The organism is Crossiella sp. S99.2, from assembly GCF_023094165.1.
In the GTDB taxonomy this organism is placed as follows: domain Bacteria; phylum Actinomycetota; class Actinomycetes; order Mycobacteriales; family Pseudonocardiaceae; genus Crossiella.
This window is the reverse complement of record NZ_JALMDK010000026.1, coordinates 38010-62151: the sequence shown is the minus strand read 5'-3', so window position 1 is coordinate 62151 and position 24142 is coordinate 38010. Positions and strand designations below refer to the sequence as shown.

The window sequence follows — 24142 nt, the reverse complement described above, 5'->3', positions numbered from 1 at the left end:
CTCGACCTTGGACCGTCCACGACCCGCCATCGCCGAATCCTACAATTAGATAGCGGATTTCAGGCGCAGGACACTAGTGCGGCGTCAGCGGGTTCGTGAGGTACCGCCGCTCCCGTTGTGGGACCGGGTTCCCCGCTGGCCGGTGACGGCCGGGTCAATGTGCCTCGGGTCCAGGCATCTCTCCTCGGAAATCTCGTCGGTCTCCGGGGAGCACGCGCCGGGAATGAATCCGTGACGGTCACGCGGTCGGGTGGGTGATCATGGCTGAGACCGCTGTCAACGGCAGCGGCGTCGGCTGCGTCCAGGTCGGTGGAAGCGCAGAGTCCGTTCGGGTGTGACTGTCGCAGGGGGTGTGGATCTGTCGCGGTCCCGGTGCCAGCTGTGGATCGCGGCCTGCACCGGGTCCGCGGTCGCGGTGCACCGAGTCCTACTTCCGGAGCCTCAGCCCCAGGACGCCGGTTCCTCCGTTGCATTCCCACGAGCGACGTTCGCACCGGTAGGGGGGCCTTACTCGTCACGCAGGTCGGCGGATTCAGGCTGGCGCAACGCGACATGGGGTGAGCACCGACCCAGGTGACGCGGTCGACGGCCTCCGCAGGCGGTGTCGAGAACGCCTTCGGTCGCCTCGACCACATCACCGCACCGGTAACAGGGACCACGGTAGGGGTTGGCGGCCGCGCCGGGAGCCAGACCTTCCCTGCCGATGTCGAGTATCCGTACCGGGATGTCGGGGTGGCGCCTCCACGGGCCGGCGGGACCGGGGATAAGCGGGGACTGGGGCAGAGGACAGGGGTATTCCTCGAGTAGCTGGGTGAGGACTCGGTGGAAGCGGTCGGACCCCGTGCCCTCATGCAGGGACACCAGGGCCCCGTCTTCGCGGACACGCCATATCCGCAGCCGGCTGGGGCGGCGTAGGTGTGGGTCTTCCCCGCACAGCAGCGCGCCAGGGGGCAACTCCACCACCGCCTCCGGCCACAGCAGCTCACCCTGGCAACCCAGCTCGGAGTTCCGGTCGATCGAGCGGACCAGCTTCCGGAAGGCATAGCGGGCTCGTTTTTCCCGAGGTGCAGGGGTATCCGCAGGTGGTACACGGATCGGCAGCCACGGCAACTCCTGTTCCCGGACCAGGTCCTCGGTGAGCAGGAGGAGGCCGTCGTTCCAGCTCGGGGGACAAGTGCCCGTGGGGATGGCGCTCCCGGCCGACGCGGTGCTGAGCAGTGCGCGGGCAGTGTAGGGGTGCTTCCAGGATCCTCGTCGGCTTGCCACGACACGTCTGTGACCATCGAGCAGGACGTAGCGCACGGCGCCCAGGATCTGGGATACCTCCACCTCTCGTCGCCGTGGGGCCGATGCCTGCTGGTGCGCCAGCAGAGCCACCAGGTCTGCGGGCAGCGCCGAGTCGGCAAGGGGTGTCATGATCTGCTGGCGCGCCGCCGGGGACAGCTGCACTGGCCTCGGGGGGATGCCGACTCCGCGGTTGGGCTGCTCGATCAGCTGGAACTCGCGGTCGACGAGCCGCACGCCCTGCGCTCCCGTGCGCGAGAGCGTCAGGCCGAATTGGAGTTCGCCGTCGGCAATCTGGAAGTGGGGCAGACCCCGGCGCAGGGCGGCGACGGTGTCGAAGGTGGGCGTGTCGACCAGCACGGCATCGATACCGCGGGGGCCAGGCACCAGCCACCATGCTTCCGCTCCGTCCTCGGTGGCGACACAGCGAAGATGCTCTGCAGATGCGTAGCGCGTCCCGGGGGCAAGGTGCATGGGTGCGTTCTACCCGTTCTGCTCCGTGTGGTGGTCATGCGGGTGCGGCGTTGGTCTCCATCGCCGGTGTGTTCGCGCCGACGGCGAAGTCGTCGCAGCTGATGAGCCTCGGCCGGGGCGGCACCAGCCCTATACAGAGGGTGTGCTGAGTATCCCGCACCGTCCTGACCTTGCCCTTGCTCACCGTGCAGAGCGCGGCGATGGCCATCCCGGTGGGTACTTCCAGGGTTGAGCGGGCCACCGGTCAGGGCTGCGCACCGCCACCTCGCTGAGCACGGCTCTCCTCCTGGCTCTGGCGGGGCTGTCAGTGGTGCTCGATATAGTGCGCGGTGCAGCCGCCACCCGGTGGGCCGCTGCACTGCCTCGTGAACCTGCACCCCACACCGGTGGGGATGATCCGATGGCAGCGCCTGAGCGGGACCCTGCCACTCAGCTGGTGTTCCGTTCTCTCCTCGCATTAGCGGGGGTGCGCACCGTTGGTCCCGTATGCGTTCAGGAGGTTCTGTGCATTTCACGACGTGCGTTCTCGCCGCGGTCGACCCAGCTGCCCCGATGCTGATCTTCGCGCCAGAAGACGAGCAGGAGATCGCCCAGCTTCCGTTGGTGACCTCGCTGCACCGCATCGACAACGAGGTCATGGCTTACATCCACTCCGCCCCGCGGGGAATCCCGATGCCGGTCAGTGACGCCTGGATCGAGGCGGTCGCAGGTTATGAGGGTGGCGCCAAGGTCGTGCTGGTGCTCCAGCCTTTGCCCCGTGATATCGACACCACCTTCGTCCCGCGGGCGGAGGGTGTGACCGGGGACGACCTTCCGCCGTGGATTCCGGCACTGATCGCACAGCAGCTCCGCACCGCTACCCGGGACGTGCCTGTCTCCGCCGGGACCGGGGTGATGGACATTCAGATCAGCCTCGATCACCCCCACGACGTTGAGCACTGGGCTGAGCGAATCTTCGGCCCGGACTCCTCGGTGCAGCCACCAACCCTCTGATCCGGCTCCGCGGTGGCCGCTAGCACCCCGCTGTCCCCCGCCGGGCATCGTGGCGGGGGCGGTGGAGCGCCGAATGACTAGGTGGCACAAGGTAGTGGCGAACGCTTTGGTGATCGTGGTCTGTCGCCCTGCGCTGGCTACCGCGACTTCCTCGTGTGATCCGCCGCTGGTCTCGGTGCCTGCGGGTCGCGATGGCGGGTGGAGCACACCGGTCGCGGCGTTCGCGTTCCCGGTTCTCCTCCAGGTCTTCCCTCAGCGCCATCTCGGCCCGGGTGATGGTGGCCGCTGCCGCCAAGTACAGCAGTCCGTGTGCTCGCCGGTATTGGATCAGCGGAGGCAGGTCTGCGACCAGCTGGTCGTGGAAAGGCCGTCCGGCGCGCGATGGCGGTAATCGGGGTGTCGGTGAGCGGGCGCGCCTGGTGGTCCCGGTGTCCGCAGCCGAGGGTCTGGCCGGGTAAGCACAGCGCGAGTGCCCCTGCCGGGGAGCGAATCTCCGGTTCGATCCGCACCCGCACTACCCACTCGTTCGAGCTGGCCAGCAGCGCGGCACGAGCCCGGCGACGGCGGGGCACAACCGGGCCGACTACCGCGGAGATGTGGATCAGCCGATCGCCGTGGTCCAGGTGCTCCTGCCGGGTCAGGTGTTCAACCAGCAGCGCAGGCACCATCGTGGCCCGGGGCAGTCCTTGCTCGGATCGGATCTGCTCCAGCGCCTGCCACGCGGCGTCGGTGATGTGCACGTTGGTCTCGTGCCGTTGTGGGACCCCACTGCCGCCTCCTCGTGGGGAGAGGTTCGAGCAGTTCGCCGAGGCACTACTCGGCAGGCTTGCAGACGGTCTAAGGGCCGGCGCCTGGTCACGCCTGATTGCCACCGTGGGGATCCGGAGTTGCGGCACTGTTGCGGATCTGCGCGGCGAGGTTGCCCGCCGAGCAGAGACGCTCCACTGCGAAGGCGAGCTGCTCGTTGAGCTGGGCTGCAGCGTGCTCTGCGCGCTGCGCGCAGAGGTACTCCAGCAGCACCTTCACCCCCAGCGTCGCCTCTGAGGCTGCCTCGGCCACCCGCGGAGTGAGAGGCTGGCCATGCTCAGGGGAACTCGCCTCGCTCAGAACCGCAGAGACCCACTCATCAAGCCACACCGCGGCGAAGGTGGTTTCCTGCAGTGTGTCCTGGCCCTCGAGGGTTATGCCCTGCGGAGAACAGGCCGCCATCCGGGCAAGGAACGCGGCGATGTCTGCACCGCTGGTCACAGTCTCCCTCAACTCGCGGGCCAGCTGCCGGGTGAGGAATCCGAGCAGTGTGGCCAGCTCGACACCCTCGGAGTCGTAGCCCTCGGTGTGCTGGAGTGCTTGTGTGTCAACGCTGAGCTGGGTTTGTATGCTGGCGGGGTCCCAGCCGGCGATGTCGAGCATGGCGCGGACCTGAACGGTAGTGAGCACAGACATCCTCACAGGCGGTGGGGCAGCTATCAGGTGAATCTTGGCAGCGGAGGCTCTCACGCACCTGATGCAACTCATAGTGAAGATGGCCAGAGTTGTGGGTCCGATGGCAGCGGGCCTCACAGGTGTGGCGCTGAACGGACACGGTTGTCAGGGTGTGTCCCTGCACGGTGGACGGGAAACACCCGCTCGGCGAACGGCTTGACCGACCGTGTGGCACGTCGACTGTTCTGCTCCGAATTCTGGACCAGTGCCTATACCGTTGCGGCCAGTCTCTCTGGGTAGGCCCACCGCGCAGGTTGCCTTGCATGGCTGGCCTCCTGCTTCCTGCAGAAGAAATCGGCCGTCACTCGCTACGCTGAGGGCGGCAAGGGCCAGGACACCATTCCGACGGTGAACACAGCGGTGATCTCCCGCTTCTGGGGAGCGGGAGATCACCCTCGAGTGCCCATGCACCGAATTGTGGCTCTGGTACTCGAATGCCTGGTGTTGAGGATGGCGGGGCTATCGGAGAATGCCTGAAACCGGTCCAGGCGGCCCAGCCTGATACCAATGCCACCAACGGTCCTCACGTCCAGCACCTCGGCAGATTCGGATGATCCGCGCCAGCCGCTGCTGGCGCGGTTTGGCGTGCAGCGCAGGGCGATCAGACAGTCAACCACGTCTGCTCCTACGCCGCCGCGCTGCGGTGTAGGAGATCCACAACGCCAAGAAATACGCTCCCCCGAGCATCAGGACGGTTACGCCGAACAGGACAGTGGTGGCGCCCACCGACTCCAGCAGCTGCGGCAGCGCCCGACCGCTCAGCGACTGAGGAATCAGCATGAGGGCCGATCCGCACAGTGTCCCGCACAGCAGCAGGCCTAACGGCCTGCCGACGAGGTCGGTGCGGGTCTTGCTCAGTGCCTGGCGCGCTAGTGAGCTTGTCCTGGTCACCACTGGAGCAGTGTCGCAGATGGCCCCAGCGAACTGGCCGCACCAGCGAGCCCGTGCGCATGATCAGCTGTTGCCGCCCCAGACCTGATCTGGGCGCCTGCACTCGCGCGCACCATGTCACCGTCCAGCTGTCGGCACCACCCGGCCTCACTGGTCGAGCATCGCGGGGGCACGGAACCTGGGGCCAGTGGTGGGTGGGCACGTGTATGGCCTGGCCGCTACTGTCCCGTGCGCCTCCCGCAGGCCCGGGGCATGCTCGGCAGCGGCCGCTGCCGTTACCTCGTCTGTGGAGGCATCGAGGGTAGGCGGACCTCATGTACTCACAGAGGTGATCAAGTCAGTCTGGCGTTGGCCTGTGATGCCGTGCCCAGCCGCACCCGGGCCAATCCTGCGACGATGTCCACTGCTTCGGGCAACCTGGGGCCTGCAGGTCCTGTCGGTTCCTGACACCTCGGATTTGGCGAGGCTCTGAATTCTGTTGTGCGCCAATGGTGTCGCCGCCTGCTCCGCAATGCGGTACGCGGCGGTGCGCAGCGCGCGGGCGTGAGCCGCGGTGGCTTCGGGGAACGCGGCCGGTGCCGTGCCAGGATGGCCGACATGATCGTGGTTGCTCTCCTCGGCCTGGTGCTCGGCCTGGCCGCCATGGGCGCAGGATGGTGGCTGGACCTCGCCGACCGCCGGGCGCGGCCGTTTCCGTTGCTGGACGCGCTGCGGAAGCCCGCCGCAGCGCGGGACTTCAGCATGATGCTGCGAGGGGGCGGCCCCATGCTGGTGCTGCCGCCGGTCCCCCTGGTGGTCTTCTGGATCCTGGATCTCGCCGTGCCGCCGGAGCTAGTGGAGGTGGTGTTCTACGCGGTGCTGGCCTTCGCCGCCCTGATCCTGGTCAGTACGGTCGTGCTGGCCTTCCGCTGGTGGCCTCGCCCAGGGATGCCGGGCCGGCGGTAGCCGAGGCGCGATTCGCGCACTAGCCAGCACGGTCGCCGTGTCGTCCTTCACGGTGGGTCTACGCGGCGGCTCGCTGCTTTCCCTGCTGTGGTGCCGGTGGTGGCCGGTACTGCGGTCCAGGTGGCTGCCCGGGTTGGAGCGGGCTGTAGCCAGGCCAGGTCGTTCGTGTTCGCCCCGTTCACTCGGCGACTGCTCCGGCACGAGTGGGCGACCCGCTGTGGTGAACTACGCTGGATAGTGCCCGGGACCCACCTCGGCCCCGGGATCTCTGCTGCGGCGGGCGCGCGGCGAACGTCGTGACAGGTGGTTCCGGATCGGCTCCGGACTCACCGATCTCGGTGCTGGTGCGCTCCTGCCCGCGGGACAGGTTTGCACATGGCTCGCTTGCCACCCTGGAGCACACGAGCACGACCCGGCGCGGCGTGGTGTCTGCTTTCAGTCTGCACCTCGAAGGCGCATAGAATGCCAGATGTGACAACGACGTTGAGCGGGGATGACCACAGCCGTCGCGCGGTCCGGGATCTCCTCGCTGATCGCCTGCAGTTGCCTGAACAGCTAGTCGATGGCGACTGTGCGGTGTGGACGCCGAAGGTCATTGACGTGTTGCGTTCGGTAGGACATGAAGCGGACGAAGCGACTGTGGTCGGTTGGCTCGATGTGTTTTCCACCAGGGCTTTGGCGTTCATGCATCGCGCGGTGCTGCTGGAAGGCAAGTTGATCGTGGATGTGACGGCTCGCCAGTTCGCCGCGCGGTTGGCGCAGATCTGGGTAGTGGGGGTCGACGACTATTGCGCTGCGTTGGCGGCAGCGACTGGCGTTGCTGAGGTCACCGTCGGAGACCGTGGTTTGGCCCAGCTTGGGCAGATGGATGGGGAGGGCGCCTGATCAGCGAGACTCGCGTGGCCTGTCTTCGTCTCGTCAGCACGCTGCGATAACGGTGCGGGTGCAATCAGGGGGCTGGTGGCCCGGCATCGACCACGCAGCGGGGTGCCAGGGTGGCGGGGCCCACTGCGTAGTGTCAGGGACCGGCGTTGATATCCGTCCCCAGGACCGCGTCGGGGTTCAGCCGATCCCGGGTGGCCGGTTGGTCACGTTGCATTCAGCACCGGCTGCCCCGTCTGGGTTCGGCGTTGTCCGTGGTGACCCAACCAGCCCGCGCCCGCGGGAGCGGGTCGCTGAGGGTGAACTCATCGGCGTTCAACGGCGCCAGCCCCAGACAGAGGGTGTAGTAGGCATCCCGCACCGCCCTGACCTTGCCCTTGCTCACCGCACAGAGCGCGGCGATGGCGAGCCCGGTGGGCGCCCCGGTCCACGCGCCGCCGGTGTGCACGCGCAGCTGTCCCGCCCTGTGGGCCTGGTCGATGCGAGCCAGCAGCCCGCGCAGCTCGCCTTCGGCGATCAGTGCTGGCCGCCGGGTCAGCAGGCGCAACTCCTCCAGCGCCGCTGACAGCGATGTCCCTCGGTGCCGGAAACGCAGCAGTAGTTCGGTGAACTGCTCCTCCAGCAGGCTGTCCCCGTGGGCGGCTTCGGCGCGCTCCGAGGCGGTCACGAGCAGTCCCGGCCGCGCTGCTGGGAGGCGCGGCGGCTGTCCGCGGCGGCCAGCAGTTGCTGGAACTGCTCGGTGTTCTCGATCTGCTCGACCGTGGTGATCAGCCAGTAGCGGATTCGTCCGCCGGCGCGACGGCCGCGGTTGGGTGTGGTGTGGTCGGGCTCGCCGAGAAGCTTCGTAATCATCGTCTCGGTCCAGCCGCGCTGCGTCAGCTCAGCTGCTCCGATGTAGGGGCCGCAGCCCAGGTTGCTCATGTTCCCGCTCCTGTCGACGTGGTGATCAGTGTTGGCACGCCAACCGGACCCTAGCTCTGTGACCTGCTGTTTCGCGTCCGCGGAAGTAATGCATAGGGGCACCCTTGAATTCACTCCGCCAGGTGACCTCTCGCCAGCCGCTCGGGTCACTGAGCAAAGACCGTAAGGGCGCGAGCGGACCGGCTGTGACTGGTCCGCGGGCGACGAGCCGAGCCCCGCCCCGCCGCTTCCGGGGCAGGACCTGACCGGGACTACTCAGCGCGGGCTGTCGGTGACCGGGAGTACAGTGCTGTTCACGCATCGAGCCTGATGCCGTGAACTGTCCTCATCCTCCAGTGGCCTGTCCAGCAGGTCGGGGGAAGTCCGCAATGCCGGGACCCCTGGCGCGGCGACACGACGGTGAGCGGAACAGGATCCCGCCCGGCCGTGCCACACCATGTGGAAGGCCAGTGCGGGTCGTGAGCACCCTCGCGGGGGTGGTCGGGCTTGTGCCCGTTGGGACCACCAGGTCACAGCGACACCAGGCCCACCGCCACCTGGCCGGTCGGCCATTCCGCCTTGAGGACAAACCGATGCCTACCGACCCCATCCCCGCCCTGCCCGCTGATGGGGACACCATCGCGGTACGGGGAGTCAACCCGTATCCCGGCGCGGACACGAAGTCCTGGACCGCTCGTCTGGCCCACGCACTGGCCGAGGAAACGGGCTGGCCGCTCACGATCGCCGCCGACATCGCCCCATTCGTCACTCGCCCCAAGGACCATCTCGTCCTGGGCAAGAACGGTGCTCCGGACCGGCTCAAGCCCAGCCTCTGGTCCACGACCGACTACGGCGAGTGCATCCTGACCTTGAGGATGCACGGGTTCGCTGGCAACGCCGGTGAGTACAACGAGCGCATCCGCAGCGCCTTCAGCGCCCCGGTCCACCCGCAGGTCGACCCGGCCAGGGTGCTGCCGTGCCTGGTCACCGGCAGAACGCTCAGCGGGGCGCTCGCCCCGTTCATCACCACCGCCGAGGCTGTGCCGCATGAGAGGGTCATGAGGCTGGTGGGCGCGATGAAGGCCGCGCTCAAGGATGCCAACGGGGACCGCAACTACGACCTCGCCCAAGATCTCGCCCTCCATGGCCAGCAGCAGCCCACCACGCACGTCCCGCTTCTGCGCAAGATCCAAGAGCCGACCCCCAGCGGTGGTGTGCGCATGAGGGAGTTGGTCGAGCTAACCGCGACCAAGGGCGCCAACCGCACTATGGGCCGCTTGGAGCTGTTCGGGCTTACCCCCGCCGACATGATCTTCGGTGTCAGACCCAACACCGTGTTCGCCGGGGAGCCCACCTCCCAGTCGACTGAGATCCCGATCGTAGATCCGCAGCACTGGGTTCCGGTGTTCGCCGACCTTCTGCGGCAAGCCTTCGCCGACCCGGACCATTCCGGCCACTCGATGGCGGTGCACGCGGCGAAGGTCGCCACCGTCGAGATGCACATCGTGGCCGGCGCGAGGGACCTCACCGGCGCTGATGTCCTCGATGAGGACTTCCACGGCATGGTCTTTGACTCCAACCGTGTGGACCACCGCCGGCCGCCGCTGGAGTACTCGCTCCTCAACAAGTCCGCCTCCGATCTGCGGGCATTGCTGCGTGACTACAAGACCCACGGCCTGATCACCGAACAGGTGCGCGCGTGGCTAGCCGGTGAAGGCCCGGACCCGGACCCGCGCCCCAGGGAATCCACCGTGGATGCGCGCGATCGCCGCGACCACGCACTTTTCGACGCCGTCTTCCCGCCCCAGCCCAGCGAGCGCGACCAGCGGGCCCTGCGGGCCCGCACCGTGCTGGGCGAACCGGCGCCCTCCCAGACCCAGGGCAAGCACGTCCAGAACCGCCTGCGCATGTTCTCCGCCGGTGCCAGCGACGGCTACAGCTACCGCTGGAACCCACGCCTGCTTGACGGCGCGCTGGGTGCGGGTGCTCTCAAGCCCAAGGCGATCCGGCCGGTGCTGCCGACCTGGCGCGAGGTCAAAGACGCGGCACAGCGCAAGGACTTCTCACTGCTCGACGGGTTCCTGCTGATCCACGGTACGCACTGGCTGGCCGAGGCCAAGCTGATCGAGGCCGACCGCGGGTCCATCGCCGCGCAGGCCGCCGACCCTGACTCCGAGGAGGCCGGGCGGCTGCAGCGACGGTCGGTGACCAACTTGCGCACGGCGCTGCTCCAGAATCCGCAGGCCGCCTACGGCCTGCTCTGCGAACTGGCCCACGCCACCGAGACCAGAACTGCGCCGCGGCAGGTCGGTGAGGACGGCCGACCGATCGACGGGGCTCCGGCGACGCGGGCCTGGATCAACACCGTCTTCCCCAAGGTCAACGGCCGCGCCACCCGTGCGCGTACGGTCGTGACCGCCGGGGGAACAATCATTCCGGCGGCGCAGCCCACGCCCGATCCCGGCATCCTCCGTGTGCTTGCCCAGAGTCGCTTCCAGGACACGGTCACCCGGGACATGATCGATGCGTTCGTCCGGGCCTTCCAACGCGCTGAGGATCTCGTGCGCACGGCGGCGGAGGCGGAGGCCAGGCCGCTGGCTGACAACACCGCGGACGCGGTCGATTCGCTGGAAGGCGCGCTGCTCGCGGTAGTCGCCGATGGTAAGAAACTGATCGAACTCCTTCCCAGCCTCAAACGCGGGGAGGCCACACCGGCGGACTTTCAGGAGTCTCGCTCAGCCCAGTTCGCCGTTGAGGTCGCCGAGTGACGCGCGGGAGGCTGGTCGCCGGTCCGTTGCTGTATCGCCGCAATCTCGCCCGGCTGCCGCTAGTTGCGGGCCCGCTGTTGGTCCGCGCTGAGCTGACCGGGATACCGTTTTTGGACTACCAGCTCCAGGTCGGCCCGGACATCCTCAGCGCGATCTACCTCATCACCGATCTGCAAGAGCGAGTGGTGTGGCTGGGGCAGGCCAGCCGCGTAGGCGGGTTGCTGGCGCGGCTTGCCCAGCACGAGCGGTTCGCGGTGCGCCGCAGGACCTTCGCGCGCCTGAGGTATCTGCACCTGCACGATCACATCGCGCACGCTGCGCTGGATGCGATCGAGGGCCGATGCTGCGACATTCTGGGCTTGCGCGGCACGATGGGATCGCGCCGATGGCCCTCCGCGCGGGGCTGGCCTGAGGATATCGCGGTTCCTCCCCAGCCAGCCGAGCCGCCACCGGCCGTGGCTTCCTAGCCTTGCGGCGGCCTGAACCCTGGTGAAGCAGAGGCCCGGCGCGATGGCTGCGCCGGGCACCGCCAGCTGGCGCCCCCTCCTAGTGTCGTGGCGCGCAGGGGCCGATCAGGGCCGTTGGTATCGCACGAGGACGGCGCGTCTGCGCACTGTGGCTCCACACTGTGCTGCCGCAGGGAAAGGCAGCGGACCGGCGAGTCAGGGGCCGGACTACTGGCGGCCGATCGAGTTGCCGAGCGTGGTGATCGCCAGTCGCCAGGGCCCGTCGGCAGGCCCGGCGGTGATGCCCGCCCGCCCGTCCGGGGTGTTGATCACACAGCTACCGCCAGGGGCGACCACTGTGAAGCCGGCGCGGCGGTAGAACCGGTGGATCGCCTGATCCCTGGCGTCGATCTTTGCCAGCGCCAGGCGTAGCCCACCTCCGCCGAAGAACTTCGTGGCGTACTGCAACAGCGCCGTTCCCACACCGGTGCCGCGGAAGGCCTCTTCGACCGCGAGGATCTCAATCTCAATGAGGGTTTCCGTCAGAACCTGGTGGTGCTGCACGGGGAACTCCCGGATGAAATCGACCGGTGAACAGGCATAGAGCAGGCCGACGAGGCGGCCGCACACCTCGGCGCCTAGACACCAGCCGGTGCCTCCAGCGACCTCGGTGATCTGAAGCCGACCCCCGAACCGGTCCAGGGCCTCCTGCAACGGGCCGCCATCAACGACCTCGAGCGCTCCGGCCCCGGCCGCCAGCGCCACCACTGCAGCCCCTTCACCCTGGTGTACCAGCCGCACCAGCACCTCACAGGCATGCTCGCCTGCGGCTGTGTTGAGGGGCGGGCGGTTGGGCTCGGCTGGTGTGATCACGTCCAGACTCCGGTCGTTAGTCGGGCGCCGCGGGCGCCGTCGTCCGCTCTGCTGCTCGCTACTCATCGTGGCATCCCGACCTCTCACGGCGGGACACCCCGTGCTGGAAGGGTTCCGGCCACAGCGCGTCGAGAGACCCTCGGAGCCTCTTCGCCGACATGTCAAAGCAATCATCACCACGGCGCCACAACACACGCCGGACACGATCTTCGGGTGCTGTTGTTGTGATGAAGTCTTCATTCGTCTTGTATGGAGGTATGCCTCTTCCCTTGTGTGGGGTCGACCCGTCGCGGCTCGTGGCGCGACGGGTCGAACTGGGGCTTACCCGCGAGGCGTTGGCTGTGAGAGTCGGCGTCTCGTCCAGGATGATCTTTTTCTACGAGGAGGGCAGGCATACGCCCACGCCATCACGCCTGGAGCGGTTGGCTACGGCGCTGGACTGTGGAGTGGATGCGCTCACGGGTGCCGCCCGGGGGCAGGAGACGCTCGTCGATTTGAGGTATGCGGCAGGGCTCACCCTGGAGCGGGTTGCGGAGTTGCTGCGAACATCGCTGGCGGGGCGCGAGCTGTGCGTGTCCGCGTCCAAGGTCTCCGCGCTGGAGAACGGGCGGGTGGTCCGTGGACGGCACTGGCAGGACCCTGAGGTGACGGGGCGGCTTGTTGATCCGCTGGCCAAGGCGTACCGGGTCCCGGTACGGATGATCATGGATGCGTGGATGCGTACCCGCCCTGGCGAACAGGTCCCGATTCTGGCGGCACCGCGGAGGCCGGAGGCATCTGGTCGGGCGTTGGCAACCTGGGAGGCGTTGAACGAACGTCAACGGACCTACCTTGGTGAGATCATGCGGGAGGACCGCATGATGGCGACCGAGATGTGGATGCGCCGGGTTCAGCGACTGACCGTACAGAAGGCGGCGCAGTGGCGGAGGTTGCCGTTGGCGGTGCACGCCGCGCCGTCAGCAGTCGGGTACACCCGGCTGCAGGAGCGGTTGCGGCGGCGCGGTGTGCACGACCCCGGTGCCGGGTCGACGGTGCACGCATTGGAGCGGCGGGGCCTGGTGGCGGTCTCCGAGGACTCGGTCGAGCACACCGCTGTGGGTACGGTCGGACGGGTACTGGTCGAGATCACGCGCCGTGGGCGGGCCGCCGCCCGAGCGGGGCTGGGGGAACCGCGTGATCCGGGTCCGGCGGCACACCTGCTCTCTGAGTGGCTCTGGGGGGTCGTGGTGCGCGTCGCCGCTGCCGGGCCTGCCGGGCTGGAGGATGATCGGCTGGCTGGCCGCTCGCTGTTCTTCATCGGTGTGGGCTACCGCGGCAAGGCCGGAGGGCGGCCGAGTCGTGGCCTGGTGGACTCGGTGCCTCTCATGGCGCCCTGCGGGACGCATGTCGCCGAGTACCGGTGGCGCCTGACGCGGCTGGGCCGACGTCATGTCGCGGAGTATCTCGATATTTATCGCGAGCTTTATTCACATATTGAGACCGCTGGGCTGGACGGCATCGCGGAGGAACAACCGTAGAGACGGGTCTCTATTGTGCGGTCACGGGTTTTGTCAGTGGGGCCCTCTATGCTCCCGGCCCGTGACGAGCTCCACGGATGATGGCGCGCAGGCGCTCGATGATGTCCGGGTCCGATATCTGGTGACCCGGGCCGCTCTGCGTGCGGCGAAGGCGATGACCGCACCGGAGGTGAAACCCGAGAAGCGCCTGGAAACCTTGATGGAGTGCCACGGCATGATGCAGGCGGCGCGCGGTCCGGGCAGCCCGCTATCCTTCGGTGAGTTCCGACGCGCGCTCAGGGGTGACCTGGGCATTCTGCTGCCTGATGGTGTCACGCCACTGGACCTGGAAGGCACTCGTCTCGTCGACCAGGACGGGCGGGTGAGCGAGGGTGCCCTCGACCTGGACTTCGAGCAGGAGATGCTGCTGCGGTTGCTGCACAAGACCGGAAAGACCGCGGCCGTGGTCAGCGACCGGGAATTCCAGTCCGAACTCGACCAGGAAACGGTCTTCACGCTGTTGCGCAAATATGGCGAGCAGGCCGTGTACGAGGCCGGTCGCAGGGATCTGATCCGCTCTCCCGCGGGTTCTGTGCATGAATTGGCCGATCTGCGGCTGCCGCCGCTGGTCGCGGACTTCTATAGGGAAATCCCCTACGACTCGGCCTATCGAGGCTGGTGGTTTGCCTGCCCGATCTGCCGGTGGCCTATGCGGATTACCGTCCGGCGCAACGCGGGAACCACCGTGGGTGCGGCGCGGTGCTGGCACGCGCCCCACGCGGAGATGGGGGCCTCCTACCTGTTCGGTCTGCCCACGAGCGCCGGCGCACCGCAGTTGCTGCCCGAGCCCGCGCCACCGCGGCCTGGCGGACGTGAGGCGGTGCTGTACCCGGATCTCGGCGAGGTGCCACCGGCGCTGCCCGCCGAAGGGCATAGGTCTCTCACGCGGGGGATCTGGCGTTACACGACCATTCCTGGTCTGCCAGAGCTGGCGCTGCACGACCAGCTGGCCGCACGGGGGCTGGAGGTCAGCCTGTGGCCGGGTCTGGACGCCTTCGACCTGCTGGTCGAGGTGGGCTCGAAACGGGGTAGGAAGACCTCGTTCAAGGTCGACATCAAGGACTACACCTCGGCGATGACGTTGGCTGAGCTCATCCACGCCCAGGAAGGCGATCGGGGCGGAGCGGACTGGCTCGTGCTGCCTGACTATCACGGCCGGCATGTGCCACTGCTGTCGGGAGTGTGCGCGAAGTACGACATGCAGGTAGCCACCGCGTCGGAGTTCGGCGAGATGGTCTGTGCGAAGGCTGGGGTGAGCTGGGCGTGAGTGACCTGCCGATCGAACAGACCGCGGTCTATGCCGCGTTGGCCCTTGCGACCCACTACTTCCCCCAGGCCGTCGAGGGAGATTCCCGCGGCGCCGCGCCGTTCACCGAAGCCGCTTTCCTGCTCTCCGGGAAGTACCGGGCGTGGGACCGCTGGAGCCGGCTGCCCCACGAGGAGAAGCAGCGGATCGCCCTGGTCTGCTCCATCGCTCCCGGGGAACTCGCCGATGTCGCGAAATTCTCGGTGGCGGCCCGCTCCCTGCTGGCACGGCTGAACTCTGAGGAGCCAGGTGACTCCTCGATCATGGCGCCTTTCGAGTTGCCGGGCGACAACCCGTTCACCGCCGGTGCCGCGCTCCCCAGGCTCGGGGGCGACCCGCTCGGCTACGTCGACCGGCTGACCGCGCGGTTCCGGCGTCCGAGCGCGCGCACCAAGCCTGCGGAGTTCGCCGGCCCGGGTACGTGGAAGACCGGGGAGATCTTCGTCAAGGACGTCGGAGAGGTTCACGGACAGGTGCGGATCCCGGCCTATCCGCAGTTCACCGAGGCCTTCGGCCACGACCGTCTGCCCTGCGTCTCGTCCGTGCCGCATCTGGCGGAGGTGCGCATCCCCACGCCGGAACTGCTCGACCTCGCGGAGAAGATCGACTCGCGCTACCCGGAGGACAAGCGCTACCTGTGCCGCGTCCTCGCGCAGCTGTTCACCGTGCTGAACACCACCGACACCGTGTCACCGGCGGAGGCGCTGACGCTGACCGCCGGGGGCATGGAAATTTTCAACGCGCCCACCGGCACTGGCAAGAGCGTGCTGGTCCGTGTCATGGCCGCGTGGTTCGCCGCGCGCGACTTGCGCGTGGCGATCGTCCTGCCTGACATCAAGGCATGTCTGGCCCTGACGTGGAACGTGCGTGAAGATCTGGCCCATCTGCACCGCAGCGGGGTCATCGAGCACAAGGCCACCTGTGCGCATCTGATGTCCTCCTCGGGTATGCACGAGCGGGCGGTCAAGCTCGCCTCCTTGATCAAGGAAGATCCGGAGGAGCACGGGGAGTGGGGCGAGCGAGCCGAACGCGACGTGGACCCCCTGGCCTACGGATGTGCCCTCAAGACCTTCCTCGACGCCACCGGTGACTATCCGCCGGGCCGCGAACCTTGCCTGTCGCTGCACCGCCAGGGCGTGGGGAGCGCAGCCTGCCCCTGGATCCCCACCTGCGGGAAGTACACCCCCGTGTATGAGTCGGCCGAGGCCAACGTCGTCATCATGAACCACTACGTGTTCATGCAGGGCAACCTGCGCATCGGGGTCAACCTCGACGGCCGTGCCGTGCGCGGTATGACCGCCGCGGAGTTCGCGCTGCGGACCTGTCACGCGGTCCTGGTCGACGAGGTCGACCAATTCCAGTCCCGGGCGGTGGACAAGTGCGCCAGCGAGATCGTGCTGCACTCCCGCCGGCACTGGTCGGCCACGCCGCAGGAGATTGATAGCGACGCCAAGCGGCTGCCCCTGGATGACGAGCACAACCTCCTGCCCGCGGTCAGCCATGTCCGGCTCATGGCCGAATTCCTGCTGCTGAGCATCTGCAAGAACGCCCTGAGCCTGCACGTGATGGAGGACGACCGGGCGCAGACGCGCGTGCCGGACCAGACCAGCACCCGCTGGCACCTGGCCCGTGGACGCGACCGCATGCTGCTGCGGCTGCTGTGGCCGGCCGAGTGCGGGGAGGAGGAGGCCTCCGTTCCGGTCGAGCTGTTCCAGAAGCTCAACGCCCTCATGCCCGCCCGGTATAGGCGCCTGGATCCGCTCGGCGGACAAGCCGGCCTGCTCGAGCCGGACTGGCAGGAGGTGCGGGAGGCGCTCAGTGCGCTGGTCGCCCCCCGCGGCGAGCACCTGCTCGACCAGGTCAAGATCGAACTGCACCGCCTACTGGAGGACAGTGTCAAGGAGCCGCACCGGCGCGCGCAGGCCATCAACCTGCTGGTCACCCGGACAGCCATGATCGAACTGGATGAGGCGCTGGCAGTCCTGCAGGGCAAGGCCCACGACTACCGATCCTCGGGCCTGCGTTCGGCCCACCGGATCGTGGAAGGCTTGCAGCCCACCGCTGTCTCCGCGGTCTTGCCGCTGGGCATGCTGGGGCGCTCCATCACCGGCTACCGCGTCACCGGGTTCGATGACAAGGAGAGGAACGCCGCGCTGGTCGCCCAGACCATCGGCGGAGACCCGCACACCTTCACTGCCGAACTGGGTGGCATCGTCTCGCTTGTCCTGGCAGGCCTGGAGCGGCCGGTGATGGGGCTCTCCGCCACCGCCTATTTCCCGGAGGCGGTGCGCGAGCATCTGCACTCCCCTGTGCGGTGGTGGATGACCGATGCTCAGGCCAAGTCCATCCGGGCCAGGAAACACCGCATCGACTACGGCGAGGGCCACCCCCTGTTCGGTGAGCCCATCAAGGTCTCCGGAACCCACCCCAGTCGCAAGAAAGACGCGCTCATCGAGCTGGGCAGCAACTTGTACGACCAGCACATCCACCGTGAGCTCAGCCGCGCCAGCAAAGATGACCGGGGCCGTGTTCTGGTCGTTGCCAACTCCTATCAACAGTGCGCGTGGCTGGCCCGCGGTATCGCCCAGGCCGGTCGCTACGAGGGTGGGCTGTGCCTGGCCGTGCGTGCCGAGGATCTGCACAGTGCCAATCCCGATTTGCCCAGGCAGAACGTCGCCGTTCGTCTGACGGCCGAGGAGTTCGAGGACTTCCCGCGGCACGGAAAGATCCTGGTCGTCCCCTTGTCACTGATCGCTCGCGGACTCAACATCGTCATCGGCACCCGTTCGGCGGTCCGGTCGGTGTACTTGTGCGTACGTCCGCTCGCGCTGCTCAATGATCCCGCCGAGATGTACGGCAGCATCAACGCCGCCGGTCTGCGCGCCTTGCCGCCAGGCGGTACATCCCTCCCGTCCCAGGCCCTGGCCGAGGCCAGTGCGGCGGCCTGGGAACGGCTGGCGCTCCTGCTGCGCACGGCCCCCCAGTTCACCGCGATGCACAAGTCGCTGCAGGACGAAGTCGTCGCAGGCATGATCGTGGATCTGATCCAGCTCGCCGGTCGTGCCCGCCGCGGCGGCACGGATGCTGTGCTGCACATGGTGGACTACGCCTTCCACGAAGACACCTGGAGCGCCGATCTGGAGACCGTCCTGCGCCGCATCCACTCACTGTGGCCCCCAGAGGTACGGCAACACATGAACGACCTGTACGGGGAGGCACTCAACGCCTTCCTCTCCTATGCCGGCATCGAATCCCCGGCTTTCGGAGACCAGGGCAACTGACGGACAAGTCCGAGAGAGAACGAGAACACGTGACCGAGCACGACCTCGCCCCCGGCAAGTACCTCAATACCCTCGCCTTCCGGTGCAGCCCCGAACTGGTCGGCAGCGCCGTGGTCCACGTGCGGCACTTGGATGAAGTGACCTGGAAGTTGTGGGATGACTTCAGCCAGCAGTGCAGGAAGAAGTTCAACAACGACGACGCCCAGGCCCCCTACTCCATCGCCACCACTGTCCTGAGCATGATCAGCGGCGGCTACGTGCACTTCGACCCGGACCGCCGCGCCCCGTTCCTCGCCTCGCTCAACCCGATCGAGAGCACACTGCTGCGCCGCGTCTTCACTCTCACCCACCACCTGGCGCTCGGGCAGGACGTCGGCACGATCGACCTCACCACACCACCTGAGCTGGCCAAGCGGATCGCCGGCACAACCGAGCAGAAGTACCTGCTGGCCGAGCACCTCCAGCCCGCCCGCGCCAGCCAGCTCACGGCCCCCACCTGGCTGTACCGCACGGTCGCTTGGGAGCTCTCCCAGCGCCTGGCCTGCCGTCCCTGGTCGATCTCGGAGAACAGGACCATCACGCTGCGGCCGGACTCCACGGGCGGCCTGGTCGCGTTCGAGGATCCCTGGCAGAACGAACAAGGCGGCCGCTATGCCCTGTCCCGGACCGCGCTGAGGCTCAAGACTGTCCCCAACATCACCAATCCCGTGCTGCTGCTGAGTTCCCGGGTGACCCGCATCTCTTCCTCGCTGGTCTTCTCCAGGACCGCTCTCGCGGAGCAGCCCGGTCGAGGGCGTCCCCTGCTGGAGGTCAGTCTCAACGGCCGCGGGGGTGCCCGCACGATCAACCGCTTGGCTCTGCAAGCCCTCGGCCGACTGGAGATGGACTACTCCATCCTGCGCGCCATCGACGAGCGGTCGAAGCGGGAACAGAGGCTGCTGGGCGAGGCGAGGGAGAAGAAGGAAGCGGTCCGCTTCCCCCGCGAACATCCCGGGCAGGTCTGGCCGATCCTGCCCAAGAACTACTCATTCCCCATCGGTACCGGCACCGGCATGCACCACCTCAGGCTCCTGCACAGCCACTTCACCTGCGTGTTCGCCGATACAGCGGCGCCGCTGGAGGTTCGTGAGGTACGGGTGAGCATGCCGCGCCGTCCCACCGACCCGGAGAACATCTCCAAGCAGGAGTATCAGCGCCGCAAGGAGGAACGAGACCGGCATCCGGAGCCGAAGACGCTCGGCCCGATCCGTGCACGCGGCAGCCTGTTCCCGTCACCGGAGTCCATCGTCGCCTCTGTCGAGACCGCCGGTTTCACGAAGCTGCGTATCGCCTGCTTGTGGTACCGGGACGAAACCCGCCTGCGGATGCTCGACACCTTCTGCAAGACTTTCGACCTCGATCCCCAGGGTCTGGACCCCCACGACGGCACGGAGTTCAGCCTGCACGGCGACCGCGTCACCGCGGTGTTCCACCACGCCGAGGACTTCCTCAAGCCCGGCCCCGCCGGCAACCGCACCGCGGCGCTGGCCGGCACCGGAGCGTCACTGCGCTCCCTGGACGGGGTACTCGTCGGTGCCTGGTGCGAAACCGAGATTCCCACTACCGCCGAGAGCAGCGACGGCAGCGGGGCAAGCCTTGAGGACCTCGATGCCAAGCCGCAGACCAAGAAGATCCTCGCGGAACGCGGGGTGCCCGCCCAGTACCTGCGTGGCAAGGACGACAAGGGCGTCATCACACCTAAGGCCAAGGACCACCCCGCCGAGATGGCTCTGCTGGACCTCTACCGCTCGCTGGGCATCATCGACGATCGGATCGCCAACGCTCTGCGGCCGGAGAAGGCGGGCTATCAGGTCGACCGCATCGCCCATGTCGGCATCTACGTGCGACAGCAGAACAAGCGCAAGGGAGAGTTCGGCCAGCCCAAGGTGATCATCACCGCGGCCGCCCTCGTACCCCCGCAGGAGGATGGCGAGACGTGGACCATGCTCGGCTGGAGCTGTGTTCGACCGGAATGGCTGCCCTACCGCATCGCACAGCCTGCTTTCCACTCCGGTGCCTACCCCGAAGGCACCGGCGACAAGAAGTCCTACCGGCAACGCTGGGATGATGCGGCCGAAACGGTAGAACGTGCACTTGCCGACCTGGCTGATGAGTTGGACGGCGTTTCCTATGCGGTCACCGTGGACGCGCAGTCGGCGCGGCGGATGTGGGACGGGCTGCAGAACACGCACCTGGGTGGCTCGCCCGAGAGCAAGAAGTGCCGCTATTGGCTCCCTGGATGCACCCTGGTTCCCCAGGAACGGCCTCGCGCCATCATCCGCGTCAACATCGACGACGAAGAGGTGCTCCAACCGGTTGGCGCCACTCACGTCGCCAAGGCCAATGGCAAGGGCGGCGAACCCAAGGAGAAGGAGACCGCGACAACGCTCTACGAAGTCACCACGGATTTCGGGACCCCGTTCTGGGTCCTGTGCAACGTACCTCGCGCCTTCGACGGGGACGGTGCAAACCGGTTGGGGTCTAAGCACACGAGGTGGGACGCCAAGCCCTCGGTCTCCTCTGAACGAAAAGAGGAACGACGCAAAGGCGAGATGCCGCAGAACTGGTATTCCATGACGGCCAACGAGATCTATCCCCTAGCGTGCGCCGAGGACGTGTCCGCGGAAGCCCTCGCTGTGGCCGCGGCCAAGCTTTGCCATCAGGCGCAGTTCTGGGATGGCCGCGCTCGCTTTCCCGTCCCGCTGCATGCGGCGAAGCAGATGGATCTCGACCATCCGCAGTACCGGCGTACCACCGCCCCGGAAGAGAAGTTGAGCGCCGAACCTGGAGCCTAGGACATGCTGGTTGAAGACAGGAGAGGCCAGGCCGAGGAGCGCAGATAGGGATCTGCGGCGCGACACGAACCGAACACTGGGCTTTTTGTGGGCATCGTGCTTCACTCGACGCATGCCCACAAAAAGCCCAGCAGAGGATGAGGTGGTCGCCGCAGTCGGACAGTTGCTGCGACGCGGGCTGCCGGTGACCCTGGCGACAGTGGATCCGGTCCTGCTGGATCTGCGTGGTGTGCTCGCTCGAGCGGTGGATCCCGCCGACGAGTCCAGCCGCACAGCGGCTCTGGATGGCACGTTGCGTGGCCTGCTCGCGCGCTTCCCCGACGCCCGTTACGCGGCGGCGGCACGCGCGTTGTTCGGCCTGCCCCCGGCCACGACTGGTCAGAACCTCACTGTGCGGCGCGAGCTCGCCGCAGCGCAAGCCGGCCACGAGGTGCATCATTTCCGCAAGCGGGTCGAGCCCAAGCTGATCGAGGCACTGGCCGGGGAGCTGCTGGCAGATGCCGACCGGTTCACCCGCTCCCCACTGATCGCGCCCAGGCTTGCTCCGGTGGCCAGGCGGCAGCCGGTGATCGCGGATCCGTTCGCGTGGGAGGTCGCCGAGCAGGAGGAGCAGCTGTCGCTGCTGTGGTCGGCGATCTATGCCGCCCGCGCCGAGCTGCTCGCCGTCGAGCGGCTGATCAGCCTGCGTGCAGAACGCCCCGATCTCATCCGCGCCGCGGTGACCTCCGCGTGGCGGTGGGCCGTCGCACGTGCCGAGGCGATCAGCTACACGACCGCCTTCGCCCCCGATCTCGACGTGGACGGGCTGATCGCGCTGGCCGGATGGACCCCGGTACTGACCGCCGCGCAGGCCGCCCGGCTGACTGGGGCCGCCGCTGGTGGTGCCAGTCGAGAGCAGTTCGTCGCGCTCCTGCACGGCGAGACCGGCCTGGGCAATGCCTGGACCGAGGGTTTCCTCGCCCCACCACCATTCCCCAATTCCAGCCCCGACATGAGCTCTGACGAGCAGGACGGATGACCGTGACCATCAACCTTGACCTGTCTGCTGCACTCGCGGCCGCCGCGACCGGCGACCCGCGCCGCTACGTCATCACCGGCGGCCCGTCCTCGGGCAAGGACGACCTGATCGCCGCGGTGCACGCCGCAGGGATCCCGTGCATGGTCGACGAGCCCGGCCGCGAGATCTACCGCAAGCACCGCGAACGCCTCGGTCGTCACTTGCTCAAGGAGGATCGGCGGGAATACTCCCTGGAGGTACTGGAGGCGTTTGTCGCCGAGTACACCGCGCACATCCACGGGATCCGCTTCTACAACCGGGGCATTCCGGACGGTTACGGCTGGGAGGGCTTCTTCGGTCTCAAGCCGACCGCCGAACTTGAGGAAGCGACGACGCGGTACCGCTACGACACGGTGTTCGTGCTGGATCCGCTGGACACTTTCGAGGACCCCGACGACATCGTGTGGGCCAAGGATCGCGAGATCCGCCGGGTGCACGAGCTGATCGTGCAGGGCTACTACGACGCAGGCTACGAGCCGGTGTTCGTCGCCGCTGACGCGGCGTCGGCGCGACTGGACTTCATCTGTGCCAACCTGCGCCTGCCCAAACCCAGCCGGGGAGTGTGATGGTGTTGTCCCGCAACGAGAAATCGGCGCTGCTGGTCTCGCCGAACAGCATCCTGGCCAACGCGTTGCTGCGCTCGGTCGATCTGTTGCGCCCGCGTGTGCTCGCGGCCCGGCCCAAGCGGATCGAGTTCGTGGTCGGCACCCAGATCAACGGTGCTCCGCACCTGGGCACGAACCTCGTGCAGACCGCGGCGTTCCTGCTCGCTAAGATCGCGCGGCGGGAATTCTCCGTCGACACCGTCGTGCGGTTCGGCGCGCTGGACAACGCCCCGTACGCGGTCGATCTGGACCCCGAGACCCATCACGCTTACCAGCAGACGTACTTCCACGCTCTGGGCAAGGACAAGATCGGTGAGCTGATCGAGGGCTACTACCAGGCGTTCTTCCGGTCGTTGTCCGAGGCGACCGATACCGAGTACGTGCTGGAGACCTACACCGACCAGCAGGCCTCGCCGGGGTTTCGGGCAGAATTTCTCCGCACGCTGGAGCGGTTGGAGGACATCCGTTGGTGGATGGCCCCATCGCACGGCGTGGTGCATGTCCGGGTGCCGTGCTCGGAGTGCGGATGGGCGGAGAAGCGCGCCGACCGCACCAAACTCGCCCACCTCGACGAGGACGGCGCCATGTTCACCGCGGTGTGCATGGATCACGGCGTCTACGAGGTGCACATCGACCCCGAGGACGACACGCCCTATCTCGACCTGGCCACGCTGTACCGGAACCTGGTCAAGGAACGCGCCTTCGGTCGCGACCCCGACGTGCTGCACGTGATGCTCAAGGGCGGTGACTGGACGTTCGGATGTCAGCTCGTCGACGGCGCGCTCGGCGCTCTGGGCACTCCGGCCGCGCAGATGCCGATCCGGGTGTTCACGCCGCAGGTGCTTGCCCCTACTGGGGCGAAACTCTCGAAGTCCCTGCTGCGCGAACAGGGTCACGGCGCGCTGCCCGCCGACGTCGAGCCGTGGATGCTTGACACCACGGCCTGGCCAGGGTCGGTCGATGACTACGTCGATGCCCTGGTGTGGCTGGTCGGCGAACTGCTCACCGACCCCAAGCACTTCTTCCGCTCGTTCACCGTCAAGGAACTCGGCCGACTCATGATCCTTCGCCCCACCGAACCCGCCGTCCGCGCCCACGAGATGGGCATCTACAAGCGCTATTTCGACCTCATCGTCACTGGACGCAAGACCACCGAGGTCCGCGTCAACGACTCCAGCCGCCGCAACATCAGAGTGGGGTCGCTGATCCGGTTCAACTGCCAGGGCGATCAGGTCCTGACCCGCGTCACCAAGGTCAGCCGCTACCCCAGCTTCGAGGAGATGTTCGATCACGAGCCCGTTGCCTCGGTCAACCCGACCGCCACCCGCGACGAACAGCTCGCCAATATCCGCCAGATCTACCCGCCCGAGCGCGAGGCTCTTGGCGTAGTCGCGATCGGCATCGAACTGGTCGACCCGCCCCGGTCCGCCTGACACCACCACCAGGCGCTCGCTGAACGTGGCTCCGCCGGAGTCTGGCGGGGTCACATCATGTCCAGGGCCGGAAGAGCCCGATCAGGCCCGCTCCGGTTCTTCCGGCGGCGGCTGCTCGCCGGCCAGTGCCAT

At 67.5% G+C, this 24142-nt stretch carries 18 protein-coding genes; 12 read left to right on the top strand and 6 right to left on the bottom strand.

Annotated features, from left to right (window positions below; translation table 11 throughout):
- Positions 1-507 precede the first annotated feature (507 nt).
- Complete coding sequence (locus tag MZC64_RS46330; RefSeq protein ID WP_247766050.1) at positions 508-1644, bottom strand: hypothetical protein; 1137 nt, start codon at positions 1642-1644, stop codon at positions 508-510.
- 148 nt (positions 1645-1792) lie between these two features.
- Positions 1793-1966: a hypothetical protein gene (locus tag MZC64_RS46325; protein WP_247766049.1), complete on the bottom strand. Its 174-nt coding sequence runs from the start codon at positions 1964-1966 to the stop codon at positions 1793-1795.
- Positions 1967-2310: 344 nt separating this feature from the next.
- Between MZC64_RS46325 and MZC64_RS46320 the strand changes: the two genes are divergently transcribed.
- Positions 2311-2751 carry a hypothetical protein gene (locus MZC64_RS46320; protein ID WP_247766048.1) on the top strand — a complete coding sequence of 147 codons (441 nt, stop codon included), beginning with the start codon at positions 2311-2313 and terminating at the stop codon, positions 2749-2751.
- Between the two features lie 855 nt (positions 2752-3606).
- On the opposite strand, the gene MZC64_RS46315 is transcribed toward MZC64_RS46320, so the two are convergent.
- Entirely contained in the window at positions 3607-4161 is a 555-nt protein-coding gene (locus MZC64_RS46315) for a hypothetical protein (RefSeq protein ID WP_247766047.1), read from the bottom strand.
- A 1560-nt stretch (positions 4162-5721) separates the two neighbouring features.
- Here MZC64_RS46315 and MZC64_RS46310 point away from each other — a divergent pair.
- Together MZC64_RS46310 and MZC64_RS46305 are read left to right on the top strand one after the other, a co-directional pair.
- Positions 5722-6069: a hypothetical protein gene (locus MZC64_RS46310; protein WP_247766046.1), complete on the top strand. Its 348-nt coding sequence runs from the start codon at positions 5722-5724 to the stop codon at positions 6067-6069.
- Between the two features lie 471 nt (positions 6070-6540).
- A complete protein-coding gene (locus tag MZC64_RS46305; protein WP_247766045.1) occupies positions 6541-6954 on the top strand; it encodes a hypothetical protein in 414 nt (137 codons plus the stop codon).
- A 214-nt stretch (positions 6955-7168) separates the two neighbouring features.
- Here the strand turns inward: MZC64_RS46305 and MZC64_RS46300 are convergent, their stop codons facing one another.
- Entirely contained in the window at positions 7169-7618 is a 450-nt protein-coding gene (locus MZC64_RS46300) for a hypothetical protein (RefSeq protein WP_247766044.1), read from the bottom strand.
- The gene (locus tag MZC64_RS46295) at positions 7615-7872 is read right to left on the bottom strand and encodes a hypothetical protein (RefSeq protein WP_247766043.1); all 258 of its coding nucleotides are present in this window, start codon (positions 7870-7872) and stop codon (positions 7615-7617) included. Before MZC64_RS46295 ends, MZC64_RS46300 begins: the two co-directional genes overlap by 4 nt.
- A gap of 572 nt (positions 7873-8444) precedes the next feature.
- Between MZC64_RS46295 and MZC64_RS46290 the strand changes: the two genes are divergently transcribed.
- Positions 8445-10619 (top strand): hypothetical protein, encoded by a 2175-nt coding sequence (locus MZC64_RS46290; RefSeq protein ID WP_247766042.1) that lies wholly within the window; start codon positions 8445-8447, stop codon positions 10617-10619.
- On the top strand, positions 10616-11086 hold the full coding sequence (locus tag MZC64_RS46285) for a hypothetical protein (RefSeq protein WP_247766041.1): 471 nt from the start codon (positions 10616-10618) through the stop codon (positions 11084-11086). The genes MZC64_RS46290 and MZC64_RS46285 overlap by 4 nt, the downstream gene beginning before the upstream one ends.
- Before the next feature lie 207 nt (positions 11087-11293).
- On the opposite strand, the gene MZC64_RS46280 is transcribed toward MZC64_RS46285, so the two are convergent.
- Positions 11294-11938: a GNAT family N-acetyltransferase gene (locus MZC64_RS46280; protein ID WP_247766040.1), complete on the bottom strand. Its 645-nt coding sequence runs from the start codon at positions 11936-11938 to the stop codon at positions 11294-11296.
- A gap of 158 nt (positions 11939-12096) precedes the next feature.
- Between MZC64_RS46280 and MZC64_RS46275 the strand changes: the two genes are divergently transcribed.
- The 7 genes from MZC64_RS46275 (at position 12097) to MZC64_RS46245 (ending at position 24010) form a co-directional block, all read left to right on the top strand.
- Complete coding sequence (locus MZC64_RS46275; protein ID WP_308301144.1) at positions 12097-13455, top strand: helix-turn-helix transcriptional regulator; 1359 nt, start codon at positions 12097-12099, stop codon at positions 13453-13455.
- A 61-nt stretch (positions 13456-13516) separates the two neighbouring features.
- Positions 13517-14761: a hypothetical protein gene (locus tag MZC64_RS49045; protein WP_247766038.1), complete on the top strand. Its 1245-nt coding sequence runs from the start codon at positions 13517-13519 to the stop codon at positions 14759-14761.
- Positions 14758-18081 (top strand): hypothetical protein, encoded by a 3324-nt coding sequence (locus MZC64_RS46265; protein WP_247766037.1) that lies wholly within the window; start codon positions 14758-14760, stop codon positions 18079-18081. The genes MZC64_RS49045 and MZC64_RS46265 overlap by 4 nt, the downstream gene beginning before the upstream one ends.
- A gap of 29 nt (positions 18082-18110) precedes the next feature.
- Positions 18111-20915 carry an RNaseH domain-containing protein gene (locus MZC64_RS46260; RefSeq protein ID WP_247766036.1) on the top strand — a complete coding sequence of 935 codons (2805 nt, stop codon included), beginning with the start codon at positions 18111-18113 and terminating at the stop codon, positions 20913-20915.
- Between the two features lie 142 nt (positions 20916-21057).
- Positions 21058-21933 carry a hypothetical protein gene (locus MZC64_RS46255; RefSeq protein WP_247766035.1) on the top strand — a complete coding sequence of 292 codons (876 nt, stop codon included), beginning with the start codon at positions 21058-21060 and terminating at the stop codon, positions 21931-21933.
- A complete protein-coding gene (locus tag MZC64_RS46250; protein ID WP_247766034.1) occupies positions 21930-22538 on the top strand; it encodes an AAA family ATPase in 609 nt (202 codons plus the stop codon). Before MZC64_RS46255 ends, MZC64_RS46250 begins: the two co-directional genes overlap by 4 nt.
- Complete coding sequence (locus MZC64_RS46245) at positions 22538-24010, top strand: ASCH domain-containing protein (protein WP_247766033.1); 1473 nt, start codon at positions 22538-22540, stop codon at positions 24008-24010. The genes MZC64_RS46250 and MZC64_RS46245 overlap by 1 nt, the downstream gene beginning before the upstream one ends.
- Positions 24011-24142: the final 132 nt, after the last annotated feature.